The 20,154-nt window shown below is 69.8% G+C and carries 16 protein-coding genes and 1 tRNA gene; 8 read left to right on the plus strand and 9 right to left on the minus strand.

Annotated features, from left to right (window positions below):
- Nucleotides 1-106: 106 nt before the first annotated feature.
- The 3 genes from IMT31_RS03735 to IMT31_RS03745 all read left to right on the plus strand — a co-directional run bounded on the left by IMT31_RS03735 (nucleotide 107) and on the right by IMT31_RS03745 (nucleotide 2,998).
- Nucleotides 107-967, plus strand: coding sequence for a SurA N-terminal domain-containing protein (locus tag IMT31_RS03735; protein WP_345355254.1), 861 nt, complete (start codon nucleotides 107-109; stop codon nucleotides 965-967).
- Between the two features lie 71 nt (nucleotides 968-1,038).
- Nucleotides 1,039-1,170: a hypothetical protein gene (locus tag IMT31_RS03740; RefSeq protein ID WP_345355251.1), complete on the plus strand. Its 132-nt coding sequence runs from the start codon at nucleotides 1,039-1,041 to the stop codon at nucleotides 1,168-1,170.
- A gap of 22 nt (nucleotides 1,171-1,192) precedes the next feature.
- The gene (locus tag IMT31_RS03745) at nucleotides 1,193-2,998 is read left to right on the plus strand and encodes a bifunctional 3'-5' exonuclease/DNA polymerase (RefSeq protein WP_413543801.1); all 1,806 of its coding nucleotides are present in this window, start codon (nucleotides 1,193-1,195) and stop codon (nucleotides 2,996-2,998) included.
- 66 nt (nucleotides 2,999-3,064) lie between these two features.
- Here IMT31_RS03745 and IMT31_RS03750 read toward each other — a convergent pair whose 3' ends face one another.
- Together IMT31_RS03750 and IMT31_RS03755 are read right to left on the minus strand one after the other, a co-directional pair.
- Entirely contained in the window at nucleotides 3,065-4,210 is a 1,146-nt protein-coding gene (locus IMT31_RS03750; protein WP_345355245.1) for an acyl-CoA dehydrogenase family protein, read from the minus strand.
- A 62-nt stretch (nucleotides 4,211-4,272) separates the two neighbouring features.
- Nucleotides 4,273-5,325 (minus strand): tellurite resistance/C4-dicarboxylate transporter family protein, encoded by a 1,053-nt coding sequence (locus IMT31_RS03755; RefSeq protein WP_413544363.1) that lies wholly within the window; start codon nucleotides 5,323-5,325, stop codon nucleotides 4,273-4,275.
- Nucleotides 5,326-5,583: 258 nt separating this feature from the next.
- On the opposite strand from IMT31_RS03755, the gene IMT31_RS03760 reads away from it, so the two are divergent.
- Entirely contained in the window at nucleotides 5,584-5,883 is a 300-nt protein-coding gene (locus IMT31_RS03760; RefSeq protein WP_345355242.1) for a DUF4193 domain-containing protein, read from the plus strand.
- A gap of 406 nt (nucleotides 5,884-6,289) precedes the next feature.
- Nucleotides 6,290-8,506 carry a catalase gene (locus IMT31_RS03765; protein ID WP_413543802.1) on the plus strand — a complete coding sequence of 739 codons (2,217 nt, stop codon included), beginning with the start codon at nucleotides 6,290-6,292 and terminating at the stop codon, nucleotides 8,504-8,506.
- Nucleotides 8,507-8,556: 50 nt separating this feature from the next.
- On the opposite strand, the gene IMT31_RS03770 is transcribed toward IMT31_RS03765, so the two are convergent.
- Together IMT31_RS03770 and IMT31_RS03775 are read right to left on the minus strand one after the other, a co-directional pair.
- Nucleotides 8,557-10,803 carry a transglycosylase domain-containing protein gene (locus IMT31_RS03770; RefSeq protein WP_413543803.1) on the minus strand — a complete coding sequence of 749 codons (2,247 nt, stop codon included), beginning with the start codon at nucleotides 10,801-10,803 and terminating at the stop codon, nucleotides 8,557-8,559.
- An 80-nt stretch (nucleotides 10,804-10,883) separates the two neighbouring features.
- On the minus strand, nucleotides 10,884-11,294 hold the full coding sequence (locus IMT31_RS03775) for a nuclear transport factor 2 family protein (RefSeq protein WP_345355233.1): 411 nt from the start codon (nucleotides 11,292-11,294) through the stop codon (nucleotides 10,884-10,886).
- 147 nt (nucleotides 11,295-11,441) lie between these two features.
- Here IMT31_RS03775 and IMT31_RS03780 point away from each other — a divergent pair, with 147 nt between their 5' ends.
- Nucleotides 11,442-12,053 (plus strand): GNAT family N-acetyltransferase, encoded by a 612-nt coding sequence (locus IMT31_RS03780; RefSeq protein WP_413543804.1) that lies wholly within the window; start codon nucleotides 11,442-11,444, stop codon nucleotides 12,051-12,053.
- Between the two features lie 32 nt (nucleotides 12,054-12,085).
- On the opposite strand, the gene IMT31_RS03785 is transcribed toward IMT31_RS03780, so the two are convergent.
- Complete coding sequence (locus tag IMT31_RS03785) at nucleotides 12,086-13,465, minus strand: Na+/H+ antiporter family protein (protein WP_413544364.1); 1,380 nt, start codon at nucleotides 13,463-13,465, stop codon at nucleotides 12,086-12,088.
- Between the two features lie 140 nt (nucleotides 13,466-13,605).
- On the opposite strand from IMT31_RS03785, the gene IMT31_RS03790 reads away from it, so the two are divergent.
- Nucleotides 13,606-14,241, plus strand: a complete 636-nt coding sequence (locus IMT31_RS03790; RefSeq protein ID WP_413543805.1) for a hypothetical protein — start codon at nucleotides 13,606-13,608, stop codon at nucleotides 14,239-14,241.
- A gap of 2 nt (nucleotides 14,242-14,243) precedes the next feature.
- Here IMT31_RS03790 and selB read toward each other — a convergent pair whose 3' ends face one another.
- The 3 genes from selB to IMT31_RS03805 form a co-directional block, all read right to left on the minus strand.
- A complete protein-coding gene (gene selB / locus IMT31_RS03795; RefSeq protein WP_345355225.1) occupies nucleotides 14,244-16,040 on the minus strand; it encodes a selenocysteine-specific translation elongation factor in 1,797 nt (598 codons plus the stop codon).
- Between the two features lies 1 nt (nucleotide 16,041).
- Nucleotides 16,042-17,421, minus strand: coding sequence for an L-seryl-tRNA(Sec) selenium transferase (gene selA, locus IMT31_RS03800; RefSeq protein ID WP_413543806.1), 1,380 nt, complete (start codon nucleotides 17,419-17,421; stop codon nucleotides 16,042-16,044).
- A gap of 35 nt (nucleotides 17,422-17,456) precedes the next feature.
- Nucleotides 17,457-17,551, minus strand: a tRNA-Sec gene (locus IMT31_RS03805).
- Nucleotides 17,552-17,632: 81 nt separating this feature from the next.
- Between IMT31_RS03805 and selD the strand changes: the two genes are divergently transcribed.
- Nucleotides 17,633-18,679 (plus strand): selenide, water dikinase SelD, encoded by a 1,047-nt coding sequence (gene selD, locus IMT31_RS03810; RefSeq protein ID WP_413543807.1) that lies wholly within the window; start codon nucleotides 17,633-17,635, stop codon nucleotides 18,677-18,679.
- On the opposite strand, the gene IMT31_RS03815 is transcribed toward selD, so the two are convergent.
- On the minus strand, nucleotides 18,636-20,096 hold the full coding sequence (locus IMT31_RS03815) for a sugar porter family MFS transporter (RefSeq protein WP_345355216.1): 1,461 nt from the start codon (nucleotides 20,094-20,096) through the stop codon (nucleotides 18,636-18,638). The genes selD and IMT31_RS03815 overlap by 44 nt on opposite strands.
- Nucleotides 20,097-20,154: the final 58 nt, after the last annotated feature.

Genomic DNA, 20,154 nt, shown 5'->3' on the forward strand with positions numbered 1-20,154 from the left:
CCACCGACCCCCTAGACCTGAACACCGGCTGGCAGCAGCCTGACCGCGGTGCCCAGACTCGGTTGGTACGTTGCCCGAAGCCATCATCGAAAGGACGGTCATCGCAGTGCGTTCAACCCCGCGATCCACCACGCCCAAGAAACTCCTGACGAGCGTCGCGCTCGTCGGCTCCCTGTTCGGCCTCGCCGCGTGTGGCGGCGGGGACGGTGAGGGCGGCGCCGAAGGCGGCGGGAGCAGCAGCGCGGCCGCCTCCCAGCCCGCGTCCGGGGGTTCCTCCGAGGGGGCCCAGGCCGCCCCTGAGGACGGGCAGCCCTCCATGCCCGAACCGGACGTGGAGAACGTCCCCGAAGTCGTGGCCACGGTCAACGGCGAGGAGATCTCCGGCGAGGAGTTCACCACGGCCTATGAGGGCCAGTTCCAGCAGATGGCCATGCAGTCCCAGATGTCCGGCCAGGAGATGAACCAGGACGAGATGAAGAAGCAGTTGGCCGAGTCCATGGTGGGCACGGAACTGTTGGTGCAGGATGCCAAGGAACAGGGCCATGAGGCCTCCGAGGAGGACATCAACGCCTTCCTGGAGCAGACCGCGGAGTCCAGCGGAGTGGCCTCCGTGGACGAGTTGCTGGCCACCTTCGAAGAGCAGGGCTTCAGTGAGGAGCAGATCCGCTCCGACGCCGAGAAGCAGGTGATGCTGGACCAGTCCATCGAGCAGCTGGACATCCCGAAGCCTTCGGACGAGGAGCTCAAGGAGCTCTATGACTCCTCAGTCGCAGCCCAGTCCGAGGCTCAGGGCGGTGCCCCCGCAGAGGAAGGCGCCGAGGGTGAGAGCGCCGAACCCGAGACTCCGTCCTTCGAGGAGCTCAAGCCCCAGCTCGAGCAGCAGGTGACCTCTCAGAAGGAGAACGAGGCTCTGACGAAGCGCATCGCGGAGCTGCGCGAGGGCGCAGAGGTGGAGATCAAGCTCTGATCAGGCCCTGACCGCCCCGTTTGACGTCGCTTCCCCTGGCCCTCCATCAGACAAGAGGCCAGGGGAAGCGCATGTCCGTGGGGTCACGGGAAACTCCCCTCAAGGAGCACGGCCTTCGCCAGTTGGCCGAGCGCCTCGATGCTCCCGCACTCGAGCAGGGTGATCTGCCCGGGGCGGACTCCGGCCCTGACGGCCAGTTCTGATCAGGTCGGGTTGAATGGGAGGATGCACATCGTCCTCGGTCCGGCGCCCGGCGCCGCTGCTTCAGAGCCATGGTTGCCCGTGGTGGTTCGCGAGGACAGGACAGAACCGCTCCCACCGGTTCCCGCCGCGGCACTTCCCGGCCTGGTCCGAGATCTGCCCCGGCAGCTCGGGAGGGAGCCCGACCAGGTGCGCTGGGTCTTCGCCTCGGTGTCCTCCGGGTACCGCCCCCTGCTCGAGGCCGGGATCCGGATCAACCGATGCTGGGACCTGGGCCTGTGCCAGCGCATCCTGTCCACGGGCGCCGGTTCCTCCTACTCCCCCGCCGTGGATGTGCCCGTGCTGGAGCCTGAACCGTGGTTGCGCCGGCAGCCACCGGAGCGCACGGACCAGGGGACCTTCTTCGACCTGCCCGCCGCCGGCCACGGTCCCCGGCAGGCCCCTCCGGCCGAGGACCTGGCACGCGAGCTGGTCACCCAGCTGCAGGCGGTTGACCGTTCCAGTGCCCCGCACCGGCTGAGACTGCTGCTCGCCGCCGAGTCCCAGGGCGCCCTGATCGCCGCGGAGATCCTCCACGAGGGCCTGCCGTGGCGCCGGGACCTGCACGAGTCCATGCTCGCGGAGCACCTCGGTCCCCGCCCCGCCGAGGGCCAGCGGCCCGTTCTGCTCCAGGAGTTGGCCGAGCGGATCGCCGGCGCGCTCGGGGTGCCAGGACTCAACCCGGACTCCCCCCAGGAGCTGTTGCGCGGACTGAACCTCGCCGGCATCCGTGTGAGCTCGACCCGCGCCTGGGAACTCAAGAACTGGGCGGCCGAGGGTGGTCCCGATGCACCGCGGCGGACCGCCCTGATCTCCGGCGTGCTCGAGTACAAACACCTCTACCGCCTCTGGACGGCCAACGGGTGGCACTGGCTGGACGAGTGGGTGCAGGACGGCCGATTCCACCCGGCCTACTCCGTGGGCGGCGTGGTGACCGGGCGGTGGGCCGCCCACGGGGGTGGCGCCATGCAGGTCCCTGCGGCCGTCCGGGACGCCGTCCGTGCCGATCCAGGTCACCTGCTGACCGTGGCCGATGCCTCCCAGGTGGAGCCGCGCATCCTCGCCGCGATGTCCGGAGACCGCGCACTGGCCGAGGCCGGCTCCGGATCCGACCTGTACCTCGCTGTGGCCGAACAGGGCCGGCGCGCCGGCTCGGAGCTGGCCGAGCGCTCCCGGGCGAAGGTCGCGCTCCTGGGTGCCATGTACGGAGCGACGACGGGCGACTCGGCCGCGCTGATCCCGCACCTGCGCCGGTTGTACCCCCAGGCCATGGGCCTCCTCGAGCAGGCGGCCCAGCGCGGCGAGGCGGGCGTGCAGGTCTCCACCTGGCTGGGCCGGACGTCCCCGGCCCCGGATCAGCAGTGGCTGGCCGCCACGGGCGACGTGTCCACGGCCGAGGCGGAGTCCCGCTCCCGCACCACGCGGCGATCCGCCGGGCGGTTCACCCGCAACTTCGTCATCCAGGGCACCGCGGCCGAGTGGGCCCTGTGCTGGATGGGTGAGATCCGCCGCCGCCTTCGTCAGGACGGGTCGAATGGCGGCTCGGATGGCGGCTCAGGCAGCGTCACGAACGCCACCTCGGACAGCGCATCACACCAACCCCTGCGGACCCGGCTGGTGTTCTTCGTCCACGACGAGGTGGTGCTGCACGGCCCGGCCGAGGAGGCCGAGGCCGTCCGGCGGATCGTCACCGAGGCGGCGCAGGCCGCCGGCCGGATGCTGTTCGGAGCGGCGCCGGTGGAGTTCCCACTCTCCGTGGCCGCCGTCGAGTCCTACGCTCGGGCACACTGATCCGGGCTCCATGAGCCGAGCCCGCTGATCCGGCCACAGAACGGACCCGCAGAACGGGCCCGCCCCTCAGAGCCCCAGATCGCGGCCGATCAGCTCCTTCATGATCTCGTTGGAGCCGGCCCAGATCTTGTTGACGCGGGCGTCCTTCCAAGCGCGGGCCACCCGGTACTCGTTCATGTAGCCGTAGCCGCCGTGCAGTTGGACGCAGTGGTCCAGGACCTCGTTCTGCACGTCAGAGGCCCAGTACTTGGCCTTGGCGGCGTCCACGGCGGAGAGTTCCCCGGCGGTGTGGGCCATGATGGCGTCATCGAGGAAGGCCTGGGTGACCTCCACCTTGGTGACGAGCTCGGCCAGCAGGAACTTGTTGTGCTGGAAGGCGCCGATGGACTGACCGAAGGCCTTGCGTTCCTTGGTGTACTGCAGGGTCTCGTCCAGGATCTGCCGGGCGTGGGCCAACCCGTAGACGGCTGCGCCCAGACGCTCTTGCGGCAGGTTCTGCATCATCTGGATGAATCCGGTGTCCACCTGACCGATGATGTTCTCAGTGGGCACCCGCACGTCCCGGAAGAACAGTTCGGCGGTGTCCGATTCGGGCTGGCCGACCTTGTCCAGCTTCCGACCCCGCTCGAAGCCCTCCATGCCGGCCTCCACGCCGAACAGGGTGATGCCCTTGGCCTTCTTCTCCGGGCTGGTGCGAGCCGCAACCACCACGAGGTCAGCGGAGTAGCCGTTGGTGATGAAGGTCTTGGAACCGTTGATGACCCACTCGTCCCCGTCCCGCACCGCGGTCGTCTTGAGATTCGCCAGGTCAGATCCGCCGGAAGGCTCCGTCATGGCGATGGCCGTGACGGTGGAGCCGTCCGCCACCCCGGGGAGCCAGCGGGCATGCTGCTCGGGCGTGCCCAGGTCCACGATGTAGGGCGGCACGATGTCCGCATCGATACCCACGCAGGAGGAGATGGCGAAGCTGGCCCGGGCCAGTTCCTCGAACACCACCGCGTTGAAGCGGTAGTCCTGCGGGTAGCCGCCGCCGAACTCCTCTGGGACCTCGAGCCCCAGCAGGCCCTGCTCTCCGGCCTGCAGCCAGAACTCGCGCGGCAGCGCCTTGGCCTCGGCCCAGGCCTCGAGGTTCGGGGTGACCTGGCGGGTGACGAATTCCGCCACGGCATCGCGGAAGTCTTCATGTTCGGTCTCAAAGATGCGGCGGCGCACTGTTGTGGTCCTTCCGGGACGGCGATCTGGGCGTGAGTCCGACCATACTACTCGCGAGTAGCTTAAGCTGCGAGACTCGGCCTGCGGCGCCGACCGGCCACCCAGGACCAACCCATGGCCCCGCACGCCACGGCCCAGGAGGCCATTCCGATCCAGATCCACTGCTCCCCGATCCACGCGACGATCGGCAGCCGGTCCGCCCGGCCCAGATACATCCCGGCCACGGCGTACATTCCCAGCGGGAACACGATGCTCCACCACGTGGAGTCGTAGGCCAGCGGCACCCTCTTCACCACGTGCCGCCAGATGCCGCCGGCCGCCAGCGCGGGGATCAGCCACGTGGCGAAGCACCACAGCACCACGGCCACACCCGCCACCAGTCCGCGGACCGCGTCCACCATGGGGGTGCTGTGCATCTCCACGATGCGCGAACCGGCCACGATGGTGATGGCCAGGGCTCCCATGGAGACCCAGTAGGCCGGCGTGAGGTCCTCCGGCTCCAGCGCGAACGCCAACATCCGGTAGGCCACGAGGATCGCCACAGCCACGTACAACGCCAGGCCCACGGACCAGGCGAAGACCGCCAGCACGGCCAGCACCTCGCGGGCCTCCGGCAACTGGGGCTCGAGCGTCGCGGACACCAACGCCACTGACTGGCTGGCCACCACACAGATGAACCAGGTCCCGTTGGCGGCCGACGTCACTGGCCGCTCCACCCGTCCCAACACGGCCGCCCAGGGAATCGCGTAGCCGAGCACCAGCCAGCTCACGGACCCGACCACCAGCAGGGCCGACGATGCTCCGAAGGCCCCGAACCCTGCCAACGCCGAGGCCACCACATTGACCGCCGCCACGAAAGTGAAGGAGAGGAAGGCCTGGGCAGGATCGCGCAGATCCCGGCCCAGCGCCTCCCGGAAGGCCAGGAACCGCCAGACGTTCAGCCCCACCAGCACCGCCAGCCCGACGACGGCCACCGCCAGGAACACGGTCGAGAGCAGGGCCCAGCCTCGCTGGGACGCGCCGATGGACAGGATGCCCGTGCCCATCACGAAGGCGAAGTAGCCCGGGGACAGGTGCTCAGGGGTCAACCGCCGCTGGGGAGGTGCCGTCGCCATGGTGCTCACGTCTCCGATGGTAGGACGAGTGCCGCGCTGACCACTTCTCCTGCGGGGCCTGATGTCATGCCCCGGGGGCGCACAGAGCTGCTTGCGGAATCTCGCGGGGTCGCGCGGGAATAGAGCGCGCAGTCCCCGCGTTGTCAGCGGCCCGGGAGGAAACTCGGATCTCTGGCGACCCCGAGGGTCCGCGGACGACTCACGACCCCTGCTGCGGGGCGATCCCCCGCACGAATCAAGTATTGGAGCGTGCAAGCCATGGCCACTGATTTCGACACCCCGCGCCAGGAAGCGGAAGAGTCCACGGACGGTTCGATCGAGGAACTCAAGAACCGCCGCACCGAGACCCAGTCCCCCGTGGTGGACGAGGATGAGACCGCGGCGGCGGAGGGGTTCGAACTGCCCGGTGCGGACCTGTCCGGCGAGGAACTGACCGTGAAGGTGGTGCCTGCCCAGCAGGACGAGTTCACCTGCGCCTCCTGTTTCCTGGTCCGGCACCGCTCCCAGGTGGCCCGGATCAAGGACGGACTGCAGTACTGCACCGACTGCGAGGGCTGAGGTCCGCAGGCGGCTCTGACAGTTCAGGGCCCAGTCCGGTGCCGAAGCGGCCGGCATCGAGGTGGACCTCATCCCGGGCTTCGCCGAACTGATCAACGCCGAGGTCGAGTGGACGGTCTCCGGGGCGAGGAACCACTGATGAAGGCCTTGGAGGCAGGGAATGTCGATCTGGTGGCGGGCGGCCTGACCGCATCCCCGCGTGCGACAGGCCGAGCCCTGGGCCCGGCTGAGGAATCTCGTGGGCCGTAGAGGCTAGCCAGCGGCAGGGTGGCGGTGCCTACGGTGAGCGAGGACCCATCAGCATGGCGATGGGGCGATGACCTGGCTGACCGACCACCTTCGGTGTCACGGCCCACACTGTAGCCGGGGATCTCCTCATGGCCCTCCCCCCCTGCGAGGTGACAAGATGACCGAAGACTCCACGAGGCCCCAGACTCCCGGCTCCCCCGGCTCCGCGACTCCCCCGGTCGAGGAACCGACGGCCCCCACCGGCCCGCTGCCTCCGCCCGCCGACCAGTCCGGCCCGGCCACCGTGTCCCCCACAGGGCAGGCCACGGGCACACCGCAGGAGAAGATGGCTCAGGCAGGCTCATTCCTGACAACCGCACACGGGGCTCGGCTGAAGGACTCAGACCATTCGCTCCGGGCCGGCGAGCGGGGACCGACCCTGCTGCAGGACCATCACTTCCGCGAGAAGATCAGTCACTTCGACCACGAGCGGATCCCCGAGCGGGTGGTCCATGCCCGGGGTGCCGGAGCCCACGGCGTCTTCCGCGGCTACGGCACCGCTGCCCGGATCAGCCAAGCCGGGTTGTTCGCCAAGGACCAGGAGACGGAGGTCTTCGTCCGCTTCTCCACCGTGCTGGGTTCGCGCGGCTCCGCCGACCTGGCCCGGGACACCCGCGGCTTCGCCACCAAGTTCTACACGGACGAGGGCACCTGGGACCTGGTCGGCAACAACATGCCCGTGTTCTTCATCCAGGACGCGATCAAGTTCCCCGACATCATCCACGCCGGCAAGCCGCACCCGGACCGGGAGATCCCCCAGGCCCAGTCCGCGCATGACACCTTCTGGGACTTCGTGTCCCTGCACACCGAAGCCCAGCACCACACCATCTGGAACATGTCGGACCGGGGCATCCCCCGATCCTTCCGGATGATGGAGGGCTTCGGCATCCACACCTTCCGGCTGATCGCCGCGGACGGATCCACCGTGCTGGTGAAGTTCCACTGGAAACCTCGCCTCGGCGTGCACTCCGTGATCTGGGAGGAGGCCCTGGCCACCAACGGTGCGGACCCGGACTTCCACCGCCGGGACCTGGCCGATGCCATCGAGGCCGGCGCCCACCCGGAGTGGGAGCTCGGCGTGCAGGTCTTCGAGGACACCGAGGACCAGATGTTCGCCGGCATCGACCTGCTGGACCCCACCAAGATCGTGCCCGAGGAGCTCGTCCCCGTGGAGCCGATCGGCCGGATGACCCTGAACCGCAATCCCTCCAACTTCTTCGCCGAGACCGAGCAGGTCGCCTTCAACCCGAACAACCTCATACCCGGAATCGACGTCACCAACGACCCCCTGCTCCAGGGCCGGCTGTTCTCCTACCTGGACACCCAGATCACGCGCCTGGGCGGCCCGAACTGGAACCAGCTGCCCATCAACCGTCCCCACGCAGAGGTGAATGACATGCTCCGGGACGGCATGCACCAGACGGCGGTCCACTCGGGGGTGGCTCCGTACCGGCCCAACTCGCTGGACGGCGGCAACCCCTTCGAGACCCCTGATGGGAGCCGGCCGTTCATCGACCACCCCGCCCCGGTGCCGGCCTCGGTCAAGGAGCGTGCGCTGGCCGCCACCTTCGACGACCACTTCAGCCAGGCCCGGCTGTTCTACCGGTCCCTGACCGAGGTGGAACGGGAGCACACCGCGCAGGCCTACACCTTCGAGCTCGGCAAGTGCTTCGAGCAGAACATCCGCGAGCGCCAGCTGCGCAACCTCGGGGCGATCGATCCGGCGTTGGCCCAGGCGGTCGCCGACGGCCTGGGCCTACCGGTCCCGGAGCCGGCCGAGGCCCCGGCGGACGTGGAGCCGTCCCCGGCGCTGTCCCAGTTGGGCCGGACCTGGCCGCTCGACGGCCGGCTGGTGGGCCTCGTGGTGGGGCCGGACGTGGACGGCGAGCAGTTGGCGGCGGCCATCGCAGAGATCGCGGGCGCAGGCCTGGTCCCCCTGGTCATCGCCCCCTCCGGCGGACCGGTGGCCGGTCAGCAGTCGCAACGCACCTATCTGACCGCGGCGTCCATCGATCTCGATGCCATCCTGGTCGCCTCAGCGGTCCCACCGGCGCCCGACGCCGCCCCGGGACTGGATGCCAAGGCCGGCGCGCCGGGGCCGGAGACCGTGGATCCCCGCGTCACCAAGCTCCTCGGGGAGGTGTGGCGCCACTCCAAGGCGATCGCGGCCTTCGGCGCCGGCGAGGAGGTGCTGCGGGCCGGCGGATACCTGGACGGGACCGGCGTCGTGACCGGCAGCTCCGGGCAGGAGGCCGGGCGGAACCTACTCACGTTGATGCCCGGCCACCGGGTCTGGGAGCGGTTCCCCACCACCGGACGCCTCGCTGCCTCCTGACCTGTCACGCGTCACCCGTCCGGACCTCTGCAGGACGGGCTGATCTCCCGTCAGGGAGCCGTCGACGGCCCGGAGTCCGAGGGGCTGTCCGCCTCCGGATTGTCCGGGGAGGACTCGGCGGCATCGCCGGGGCGCTCCGGCTCATTGCCGGGTTCCGTGCCGTCGCCGCCCGTGGCGTAGCGGTCCCGAGAGCCTGGATCCTCGAACGGCGAGTCCCGCGGCGTCCGGAACTCCTCGGCGGGGTGGTCCTCGGCGGTCTCCCCCATGTAGTCGAACCACTGCGGCCCGGCCAGGGTGCTTCCCCAGAAGTCCTCGTGCGCCGTGCCGTTGATGGGTACATCCGCCAGCGTCCTCAGGCCGGTGTAGTTGCCCACCCAGCTCGCGGTGGACAGGCCTGACGTGTAGCCGATGTACCAGGTGGAGGACTGGGAGTTGTTGGTACCGGTCTTGCCGCCCATCGGCATCTCCTGGACCGAATCCGGCTGATCGGTCTCCTCGGCATTGCGTTGGGCGATGTTCGTCAGCGACTCGTTTAGCTGAGCGACCACCTCAGGGTCCAGCGCCTGCTCGCAGGCCGGAGCGCCGACGTCGTACTCCTTGCCGTTGGTGTCCTTGACCGAGACGAGGGACCGCGGGGCGCAGTACTCGCCGTCATTCGCGAAGGCGGCGTAGGCCGCCGCCTGGGTCATGGGGGCGAACTCCTCGGAACCGAGGATGAAGGATGGGTTGGCCGGGTTCAGGGGCTCCCCGTCGTCCGCGCGGTGAACACCGAGCCGGGTGGACACGTCCGTGATGTCACACAGGTCCAACTCCTCGGCCATGTTGACCATGACGGTGTTGATGGACCAGTACAGGCCGAAGTCCGCGGTCATCTCCCGCTTCATGTTGTCGATGACGTTGTTGACCTTCCACTCCTCGGAAATGGCCGTGGACCCGCCCTCCAGGCAGGAGGCCTTGAACGTGGAGCCGGCCGGCCAGTGGTCCTGGGAGGCATCCACCATGTCATACATGGACCGTCCGCTCTCCAGCCAGGCGGCCGCCACGTAGGGCTTGAGCGAGGAACCGCCCTGGAAGCCGTTGCCGCCGCCCTGGGCCGCGTCCACGTTGAGGTTCAGCACGGTGTTCCCGGCGTCCGTGTCCTCCGCGGGGTCGTACGTGGTGTTCTGCGCCATCGCCTTGATGTACCCCGTTCCGGGCTCAACGGTGACCAGGGAGGCCCCGGCCCCGGAGTCATCGCCCGTGGGCACGGTCTTCTCCACGGACTCCTGGGCGCGCTCCTGCAGCCCCGTGTCCAGGCTGGTGGTGATCTCCAACCCGCCGCGGTTCAACAACTGCTCGCGGGACTCCGCATCCGGACCGAAGGCCTCGTTCGAGAGGACCTCGTGAGTGACGTAGTCACAGAAGTACGGCGCCTGGGACGCGGAGATGCAGCCGGTGGACTCCCGGTGGACGTCCAGGTCCAGTTCGGCGTTGGTGGCCTCCTCGTGCTCCTGCTCCGTGAGCTTTCCCTGCTCCAGCATGGAGTTCAGCACGATGTTGCGCCGTTCCACGGAGGCCTCGGGATTGGTCTCCGGGTTGTAGCCGGTGGGTGACTTCACGATCCCGGCCAGGGTGGCGGCCTGCGCCGCGTCCAGCTCTGCGGCCGGCACACCCCAGTAGTACTGGGCGGCGGCCTCCACGCCATAGTTGCGGCCCCCGAACAGGACGAGGTTCAGGTAGCCCTCGAGGATGTCCTCCTTGGACATGTCCTGCTCCACGGAGACGGCGAGCTTCATCTCCTTGAGCTTGTCCGCATAGGTCTTGGTACCGGAGATGGTCAGCCGCTCTTCCCCGCGCAGTATGCCCGCGTTGATGAGCATGTTGTTGACGTACTGCTGAGTGATGGTGGAAGCGCCCTGCTGGGTGCCTGACGAGGCGTTGGTGACCAGCGCTCGGCCGACGCCCTGGGGATCCACGCCACCGTGTTCGTAGAAGCGCTCGTCCTCGATCGCGACGATCGCGTCCTGCATCTCCTGACTGATCCGGCCCAACTCCACGGGCTTGCGGTTCTCCGCATAGAACGTGGCCAGCTCGGTGCCGTCCTCGGCCAGGATGCGGGAGGGCACGCTCACGGGTTCCTCGCGCAACTCCGCGGGGAACTCCTCGATCATCTTCTGACCCGTCGCCGCCGTGGCACCGCCTGTGACGGCCAGGGGCAGGAACAGCCCCGCCACCAGCAGGCCCGCCAGGGCACTGACCCCGAAGAAGGCGAGGATCTTACCGGCCGTGGTGGACGTCGCTCTGCGGACAAGACTCATTCGAGTCACGATGACAGGGGTTCCTGAACGGATCCTCCACGCCGTGCTCCAGGCGCGGCGCGCTCCTGGTCATCGGGGGGCTACGGCGTGCCCTTCACCACATAGGCGCGCACCGCGGCGATCCTGCCGGACTTCGCGGCAGCCGAGGTGAACCGGACCATCAGGGACAGGCTGGTGGAGCCGGCCTCATATGAACCGGCATGGGCACCCGCCCCCTGGCCGGAGAAGGTGAGGGTGGCATCACAGGCGGCGAAGCGGCCGTGGGAGATGGTGGTGTGGATGGTGAGCGTCTCCGGTCGTGTCTCAGGCAGAGTCTGCAACACCGCCGGGCGTCCCCGATAGGTGGCACCGCCCACCACGGTCCACTCGACGTCCTCGGCCAGCCACGCGGAGACGGCCTCCCGATCCCCGCTGGCCCACGCCACCAGGACGTCGTTGACGATGCCGATGCGCGGGGCGTTGCCACAGTCTGCGGGGAGGCGGATGTCCATGAGCCCACTATGACACCGAGCCATTCGCAGCGACACCATGTGCGCCACCGAGCCCGGACACTCAGCCAGGAGACCCGCCCCCGGGTCAGCTCTGGACAGGGGGACCCTTCCGTCACAGTCTGAAGGGATAGACGAGAGGGCCTCACCATGTCCACAGCCACCGCACCGGACGTCAGCACGGAGTCCGTCTGGGAGTCCCACCCGGTCACGCCGGCCCGCTTCGAGGACTTCGCCGACGTCATCAACGCCAACCGCCGGGACAAGCACTGCTGGTGCCTGTCCCACCGGCTGCGGGCCCCGGAGATCGAGGAACTCGGCGGAGGGGACCGCCAGGAGGCCATGCGCCGGCTCACCGACCGGGAGAACCCGCCCGGGGTCATCACCTATCGGGACGGGGTCCCGGTGGGCTGGTGCAGCATCGGGCCCCGCGCCGAGATCCCCCTGCTGGCCGATTCGAAGCTCATGCGCCCGGTCGACGAGGTCCCCGTGTGGAGCATCATCTGCGTGGTAGTCCGGCCCGGCCACCGCCGTCAGGGCGTCACCGCGCGGATGCTCGAGGGCGCCGTGGCCTATGCCGCGTCCCGGGGCGCCCCGGCCGTGGAGGCCCACCCCGTGGACCCTGAGGGACGGATGGACCTGACCATGGCGTTCGTGGGGACCAGGATGATGTTCGAGAACGCCGGATTCCGGGTCATGGGCACCACCGACGCGAAGGCCAGTCGGCTCCCGCGGCTGGTCATGCGCCGCGAGCTGGGCTGAGCGCGCCGGACTGCCGGACCGCCGGACCGTCCTCAGAGCACCATGGCCGCGATGATCCCACCGAAGAACAGCGGGATGTTGAAGTGCACGAAGGTGGGCACGCAGGTGTCCCAGATGTGGTGGTGCTGGCCGTCCACGTTCAGCCCCGAGGTGGGGCCGAGCGTCGAGTCCGAGGCGGGCGAGCCGGCGTCGCCGATGGCCCCGGCAGCGCCCACCAGGGCCGCGGTGGCCAGCGGGGTGAAGCCGACGGCGGCGCACAGCGGCACGAAGATCGCGGCCAGGATCGGAATGGTGCCGAAGGATGAACCGATGCCCAGCGTCACCAGCATGCCGACCATCATCATCACGACGGCCGCCAGCAGCCGGCTGTCTCCGATCCACCCGGCCGCTGAGGACACGAGGGAATCAACGGCCCCGGTCTCCGTGAGCACGGAGGCGTAGCCGGAGGCAACCAGCATGATGAAGGCGATGGTGCCCATCATGGTCACGCCGCCGTGGGCGAGCTCATCCGAGGCCCGCCACCGCTCCCCGCGGAAGAGGAAGATGATCAATACCCCGCCCAGTGCGGCGATGACGAGGGAGCCGAACACCAGCTGGAGCACCAGGGTGACCGCGAGCGCGATCAGCACGACGATGTGCTGACGCGTCCATCCGGTGTCCGTACCGGAGGTGCCCTGCGCGTCGGCCGCTCCGGCGGTTGCCAGTCCGAGACCCGGCGCCGTGTCCCGGTACTCCCGCGGACGGCGGTAGGTCAGCAGGATCGAGATGACGAGTCCGACCACCATGGTGGCCACGGGGATGGCCATGGCCAGGGGGACCTGGGCGAGCTCGATCTCCATGCCGTGGGCGTCCATCTCCCCCACGATGATGTTCTGGAAGATCAGGCCGAACCCGAGCGGGATGAGCATGTAGGGGGCCTTGAGGCCGAAGGTCAGGGCGGTGGCCACCGACCTGCGATCGATCCCCATGCGATTGAACACCGTCAGCAGCGGTGGGATGAGGATCGGGATGAAGGCGATGTGGACCGGGACCAGATTCTGGGAGAAACAGGCCAGCCCGGCGATGCCGAACAGCGTCATGGCCCTTTTGCCCTGGATCCGCGGCAGGATCCAGCGGATGAGCTTCTCCGTGATGCCGGAGCGGGCCACCATGACCGAGAGGATGCCGAGCAGGATGTAGCTCAGGGCGGTCTCCCCCTGACCTCCCAGCCCGCCGACGAGCGTGGACATGGTGTCCTCGATGCTCAGTCCGGACATCAACCCGGCGACGAGGGCGGCGATGAGCAGGGCCACGATGACGTTGACCCTCGCCAGGCTGAGGGCGGCAAGCACCACCACGGAGACGACGACGGGATTCAGGAGCGCGGAGATGATGACCTCGGTGGGATGAAGTGGGGTTGTGACGGCGCCCAGACCGCCTGCGCGCCCCGAAGAGTCTAGCCTTCAGTGCCCATGCCCCTTCCGTCACTCCACAGGGTTCAGATGGGGCCCGTGGCTCCACAGTGGGCCGGCTGCCGGCCGCGGCGGTGAGGGATTCGCGCCACAGTGGTGCCATGACTGACGTGGACGACAGAAGAATCTCACCCCTCCGACACGGACAGCCCTGGACTGAACAGGACTTCGCCGACGTGATGGAGGCCATCCGCGACGGGGCCTCCCTGGATCAGATCGCCGAGCGGATCGGCCGCAGCGCCAGCGGCCTGCGGATTCAGCTGCGCCGCATGTTGCCGGCCGAGGAGCGCCACCTCGCGGCGGACGTGGTGCTCCTGCGCATTCGGCGGTTGAATCGGGACGGCGACTACGACTGGCTGGCCGCGATGGCTGAACAACCGAAGTCAGACTGGGAACTCAGACTTGAGGCCGAGCAGCACTCCCGGTCGAGAATGCTGGAGAACGCCCGGGTCATCGGCGTCGGGGCCCTGCCCGACGACCACCTCATCACCGTGGCGGCCGCCCTCGTGGAGACCCGGGAGAAGGTACCCCTGGACCTGAAACAGATCCTCGCGCAGGAGCTCACCGAACGGGGCCTGCAGCACCGGCTGATCGAGCACACCCGGGATCGGCTGGAGGGGTCCTTGACTGACGTCCTCCAGACTGAGCCACCGCCTCGAAGGGACACAGAAGAGCACGAATGGCGGTACCGGCAGTGGGATGAAGAGCCCCGCGAGGAACAGCCCTGGAGACTCTGAGACTACCGGGCGACCTCGCGGAGGGCCCCGTCCAACCGGCGCGTCCAGCCGCGGGCGTCGAGGTGTTCGAGCAGCGGTACGGCCACGCGGCGCGTGGTACCCCACGCCTGGCGGGCCTGGCTGACGGTGAAGGGCTGCCCGAGCCGGGCCAGCTCCCGCATGGCCCGGGCCGGGGCCGTGGGCAACAGGACCACGTCCCCGTCCAGCCGCAGGATCCGGCCCTTGCGCTCGGCAGCGGCCAATGCCTTGGGGCCCAGGCCCAATGCGGTGAGCTCGTCCCTCTCCGGAGCATCCAAGGCGTTCGCCGCCAACCTCGCCTCCACCGCCGCGACCGCAGGTTCCGCCGGACCGAGCCCGCGACCCTCGCCCGGCAGGGCCACGAAGCCGCCGTCCTGGACGAGACCCGCCTCGGCGATGACGGCATCCAGCAACTCGGGATCCGCACCAATGGACTCGGCAGCGGCTCCGCGGCTCAGGCCCGCGGCCAGAGGATCCCGATCGCCCCATGCCGCCACGGCAGCCCGCAGGTCAGCGGCCCACCGTGCCAGCACGGGCGCATGGACCCACCAGCCGGCCAGGACACGCACCTCGTCCGCGCCGGTGGCCGCCCCGTTGTCCCAGGGCAGCAGGCCCAGCGTCCTCAGGAACGCCTCCCGCACCGCGCCGCGGCGACGGACCTCCAGGAGGGGGCTGCCACCGCTCGGCACGGTCTCCAGGTAGGCCGCATGCCGGGTGCCGTCCCCGCGGCGGTTCAGCGCAGGGGGGTCCACGTCCAGCACGTGGGCTCCGCCGAACACCGAGTGACTGCCCGGGTCCCGCAGCACGAGCCGGTCCCCTGGGACGAGCGGGAGGGGCCGGCCCAGGGTGAGCCGCGCGTGGCGCTCCGAGAAGGGACGGACGTGGGCGGGAACCGTGGCCGTGCCCACGTGCACGAGCAGTTGTGCGGGCGCCTCGGTCAGCTCGGCCCCGGTGGTGCGGCGGATGTCCACCATCTCCGCCAGCGGCCATGCTCCGGGCGTCACCAGGGTGTCCCCCCGGTGGACCGACTCCGAGGAGGTCCCGCGCAGGTTGACGGCCACGCGGCGGGTGGGGCCGATGGACTGGTGTGACTCATTGCGGCTGTGCAGGGCTCGCACCGTGACGGAGCGGCGCACCCCCTCACCGAGCACCTCCAGACGATCGCCCTCCGTCAGGGCGCCCGCGGTCAGGGTCCCGGTGGCCACGGCCCCGGCCCCCTTGACTGTGAACGACCGGTCCACCCAGAACCGGACCCGCCCAGCCGCGTCCGGCCCGGGCAGGCCGGTCAGGACGCGGTCCAGCTCGGCGCGCAACCCGTCCAGCCCCTCGCCCGTCATGGCGGAGACTGTGACGGCTGGGGCCTGGGCCAGGCCGGTACCGGCCAGCTCGGCACGGGTCTGGGCGAGCACCGCGTCCACACGGTCCGGGGCCCGGTCCGCCTTGGTCACCACGATGACCCCGTGCTCAAGGCCGAGGGCGGCCAGGGCATCGCGGTGATCGCCGGACTGGGCCTGCCACCCCTCATCGGCCGCCACCACGAAGCACACGGCGGGCGCGGGTCCGAGTCCGGCGAGCATGTTGCCCAGGAACCGCTCGTGCCCGGGCACGTCCACGAACGCCACGTCCCGGCCAGAGGGCAGTACCGTCCAGGCGAAGCCGAGATCAATGGTCAGACCCCGGCGCTTCTCCTCAGCCCATCGGTCCGGCTCCATTCCGGTGAGAGCACGGACCAGGGTGGACTTGCCGTGGTCCACGTGGCCGGCGGTGGCGATGACGTACACCTCAGCCGCCAGTGCCCTGGTCAGCAGAGCCGAGCCGCTCCAGGGCCGCGCGGACTGCCTCGGCCAGCCGGCCGTCGTCGGACTCGGGGACGCACCGGAGGTCCACGAGGCAGGCACCGTCATGCACGCGGGGCAGTACGGCCGGGTGTCCCACGCGCAACAGCGGGGACAGCCCCTCCGGCAGTCGGACGGCCCATCCGGCCAGGGGCACCCCGGGCGCTCCCCCGCCGCCCACTCGGCCCTCGTGGGCCACCACGGGCGCGCCCGCCGCGGCCCCGAGCCGCTCGGCGCGCTGGCGGAGGCGTCGCGGATCGGCATGCAGGGCCTGGGACACCGGGGTGGGGCCGCCGGCCAGGGTGGCCTCGAGGGCGGCCAGAGTGAGCTTGTCAGCACGCAGCGCCCGGGCCAGCGGGTGCCGCGCAAGACGCTGGATGGTCTCGGCCCGGCCCAGCAGGATTCCCGCCTGCGGCCCGCCAAGCAGCTTGTCCCCGCTGGCCATCACGACGTCGGCGCCCGCCTCGAGCGCGCTCGTCAGGTCCGGCTCGTCCGGCAGGGCGGGGTCCGCCGTGAACAGTCCACTGCCGACGTCCACGATCAGCGGCAGCCCGCGTCCGTGCTCCTGCTCATACGCGTCCGCAAGGGCACGCAGGTCTGTGATCGGCACGGCCGAGGTGAAGCCGTCCACCCGGAAGTTGCTGGGGTGGACCTTCAGCAGCCCGGCAGTCTCGAGGCCGATGGCGCCGGCGTAGTCCGCCCGATGGGTGCGGTTGGTGGTGCCCACCTCGCACAGCCGGGCGCCCGTGGAGGCGATCAGGTCCGGCAGGCGGAATCCCGCGCCGATCTCCACGAGTTCGCCACGGCTGACGATGAGCTCGCCGGCCCCGGCAAGCGCTGTGGTGGCCAGGACGAGGGCGGCGGCCCCGTTGTTGACCACCAGTGCGTCCAGCCCACCCGGAACCTCGGCCGGGCAGGCGGCCAGCAGGGCCTCGCGGGCACCGGTGCCGCGCTTCGAGCGCTGCCCGGTGACCAGGTCCATCTCCACGTCCACATAGCCGCTGGAGGCGATGAGGGCCTCGACGGCCGCCGCGGAGAGTGGCGCCCGGCCCAGGTTGGTGTGGACCACCACTCCGGTGGCATTGAGTACCGGGCGCAGGCTCGTGGCCGATCGGGAGGCCACAGCGCCGAGCAGCTCGGCCTGGACGCCTTCGGGAGGCAACTCTCCCCGGCGAGCCCGGTCCTGGACCTCGGAGACGAGACCGCGCAGGAGCGCCCCGCTCAACCGGCCGCGCGCCTCCACGAGCTCTGGCAGCGCCAGCAGGTCATCCGTCCGGGGAATCCGGCGCCGAGGGTCATCCGCCGCCCCCGATTGCGCACTGCTCACGGTTCCTCCTCGGATACGTGTCCTCCCCGGGTACGTGGCGGAGGCGGACGGGAATCGAACCCGCCAGGCCGAGATACTCGGCCTCACCGGTTTTGAAGACCGGGGGGCCCACCAGGACCCAGACGCCTCCGTGCACGAAACTACCAGTCGGCCGAGGCCCAGGACACCGAAATGCGAGGTGGTGGCAGGAGCCGCGGACTAGGGTGGCGGCATGGAGCCCACCACCGCATCCACCCCAACGTCCACCACTGCATCCACCACTGACCTGCGCCAGGACCTTTCCCAGATCAAGCTGACCGGCTACGCCCACGGCGGCGGCTGCGCCTGCAAGATCCCGCCGGGCGAACTGGAGGAAGCGGTCCGCGGTCTGGGCGGCCAGACGAACCCCGAGGTGATCGTGGGCCTGGACGACGGCGACGACGCCGCGGCGGTGCTGATCCGAGACGGGCTCGCGGTGTTGTCCACCGCCGACTTCTTCACCCCCATGGTGGACGACGCCTACGACTGGGGCCGCATCGCCGCCGCGAACGCACTCTCGGACATCTACGCGATGGGCGGGACCCCCGTCCTCGCCATCAACCTCGTCGGCTGGCCACGCGGCGTGCTCCCCATGGAGCTCTTGACCGAGGTGCTCCGCGGCGGTCTCGACGTGGCGCAACTGGCGGGGACCCCCGTGATCGGCGGACACACGATCGACAACCCTGAGCCGACCTACGGCATGGCCGTCACAGGCACCGCCCATCCCGAGAGGCTCCTGCGCAATGACACCGCGGAGGCCGGCCTGCCCCTGACGCTGACCAAGCCCATCGGGGTGGGGCTACTGAACAACCGCCACAAGCAGACCGGCGAGGCGTCCCAGGCCGCTGTGGACTCGATGACCGCCCTGAACAGGGACGCCGCGGCCGCCGCCCTGGCCGCCGGGGTCACCGCCGCCACGGACGTCACCGGATTCGGACTGCTGGGGCACCTGCACAAGATGGCCCGGGCCTCCGGAGTCGGCGCCGTGATAGACCGCGCGGCCGTTCCCCTGATCGAGGGAGCCGCCGAGGCACTGCGGGATGGCTATGTCTCCGGTGGGACCCGCCGCAACCTGGACTGGGTCCGTCCCCACATCGCGCCCGGACGCGGGATCACCGAGGAGGACCTGTTGCTGTTGGCCGACGCGCAGACCTCCGGCGGGCTGTTGGTGGTCGGCGAGGTCCCGGGCTATCCCGTCATCGGCGAGACGGTGGCCGGCTCGGGGATCTCCGTGCGGTGACGGAGTCCGTCATGTCCTCCAGTTCACGGCCCTTCGTCTCCGGCACGAACCGCCACACGAACACGAAGGACAGCCCGGCCATCACCGCGTACAAGCCGTAGGCGAGGGTCAGGCCGACGTCCGCCAGCACGGGGAACGTCGTGGACACCGCGAAGTTCGCCGCCCACTGGGCTGCGGCGGCCACCGCGAGGGCCCCGGCGCGGATCCTGTTGGGGAACATCTCCCCCAACAGGACCCAGACGAGCGGTCCCCAGGTGGCACCGAAGAACACCACGAAGGCGTTGGCCGCCACGAGGGCCACCGTGGCCCAGGCCCCGCCCAGCTCGGCGCTGGTGGTGCCGTCCGCCGCGGTGGTCAGGGTGGCGAAGGAGAAGGCCACGGCCATGAGGGCCAGGGAGACGGCCATGCCCAGGGAACCCACCAGGAGCATGGGACGCCGGCCGACCTTGTCCACCAGCAGGATCGCGATGATCGTCACCACGATGTTCGTGACCGAGGTGATCACCGTGATGGTCAGCGCATCCGATTCACCGAAGCCGACGGAGCGCCAGAGCGTGGTGGAGTAGTAGAAGATCACGTTGATGCCCACGAACTGCTGGAACACCGAGAGGGCGATGCCGATCCACACGATCGGCTTCAGCCCCATCAGGGTCCCCTTCAGGTCCCGCAGCGACTCGCGCTGCTCCGAATCCAGGGTGTCCCGGATCTCCTGGATCTTCAGGTTGACCTGGTCCACTCCGGTGAAGTCGAAGAGCACCTGCGCGGCCCGGTCAAGGTCCCCGCGGGCCACCAGGAACCGCGGGGACTCGGGAAGGCGGAAGGCGAAGAGACCATAGGCCAGGGCGGGGACCGCCTCGGCCAGGAACATCCAGCGCCAGGCCTCCAGCCCCCACCAGAACGGTTCGGAGGCGCTGCCGGCCAGGTTGGCGAACAGGGCGTCGGAGAGCAGGGCCACGAAGATGCCCGTGACGATGGCCAGCTGCTGCAGCGAGCCGAGGCGACCGCGGATACCGGCCGGGCTGACCTCTGCGATGTAGGCCGGGGCGATCACCGAGGCGGCCCCGACGCCGAGACCGCCGATCACCCGCCAGGCGATCAGGTCCCAGACCCCGAAGGCCAGTCCCGAACCGATCGCGGAGACGAGGAAGAGCACCGCCGCGATCAGCATCACCGGGACGCGGCCCAGGCGATTGGCCACCGGGCCGGCGAACCACGCCCCCAGGGCACAGCCGATGAGTGCTGAGGACACGGCGAAGCCGGTCAGCCCGGCTCCCAGGGTGAACTGTTCGGCCAAGGCGTTCACGGCCCCGTTGATGACCGAGGTGTCGAAGCCGAACAGGAAGCCGCCCAGCGCGGCGGCGATGCAGATGCCGATGACGCGGGGATTCAGCCGGCTGGTGGGGTCTTTGGGGGCCATGGGGTTCCTTCGAGCAGGGGTGATGTTGCCCACACCCTACGCCCGGACCCCGCGATTC

Origin of the sequence: Citricoccus nitrophenolicus, from assembly GCF_047305825.1 — a bacterium.
Classification (GTDB): Bacteria; Actinomycetota; Actinomycetes; order Actinomycetales; family Micrococcaceae; genus Citricoccus; species Citricoccus nitrophenolicus.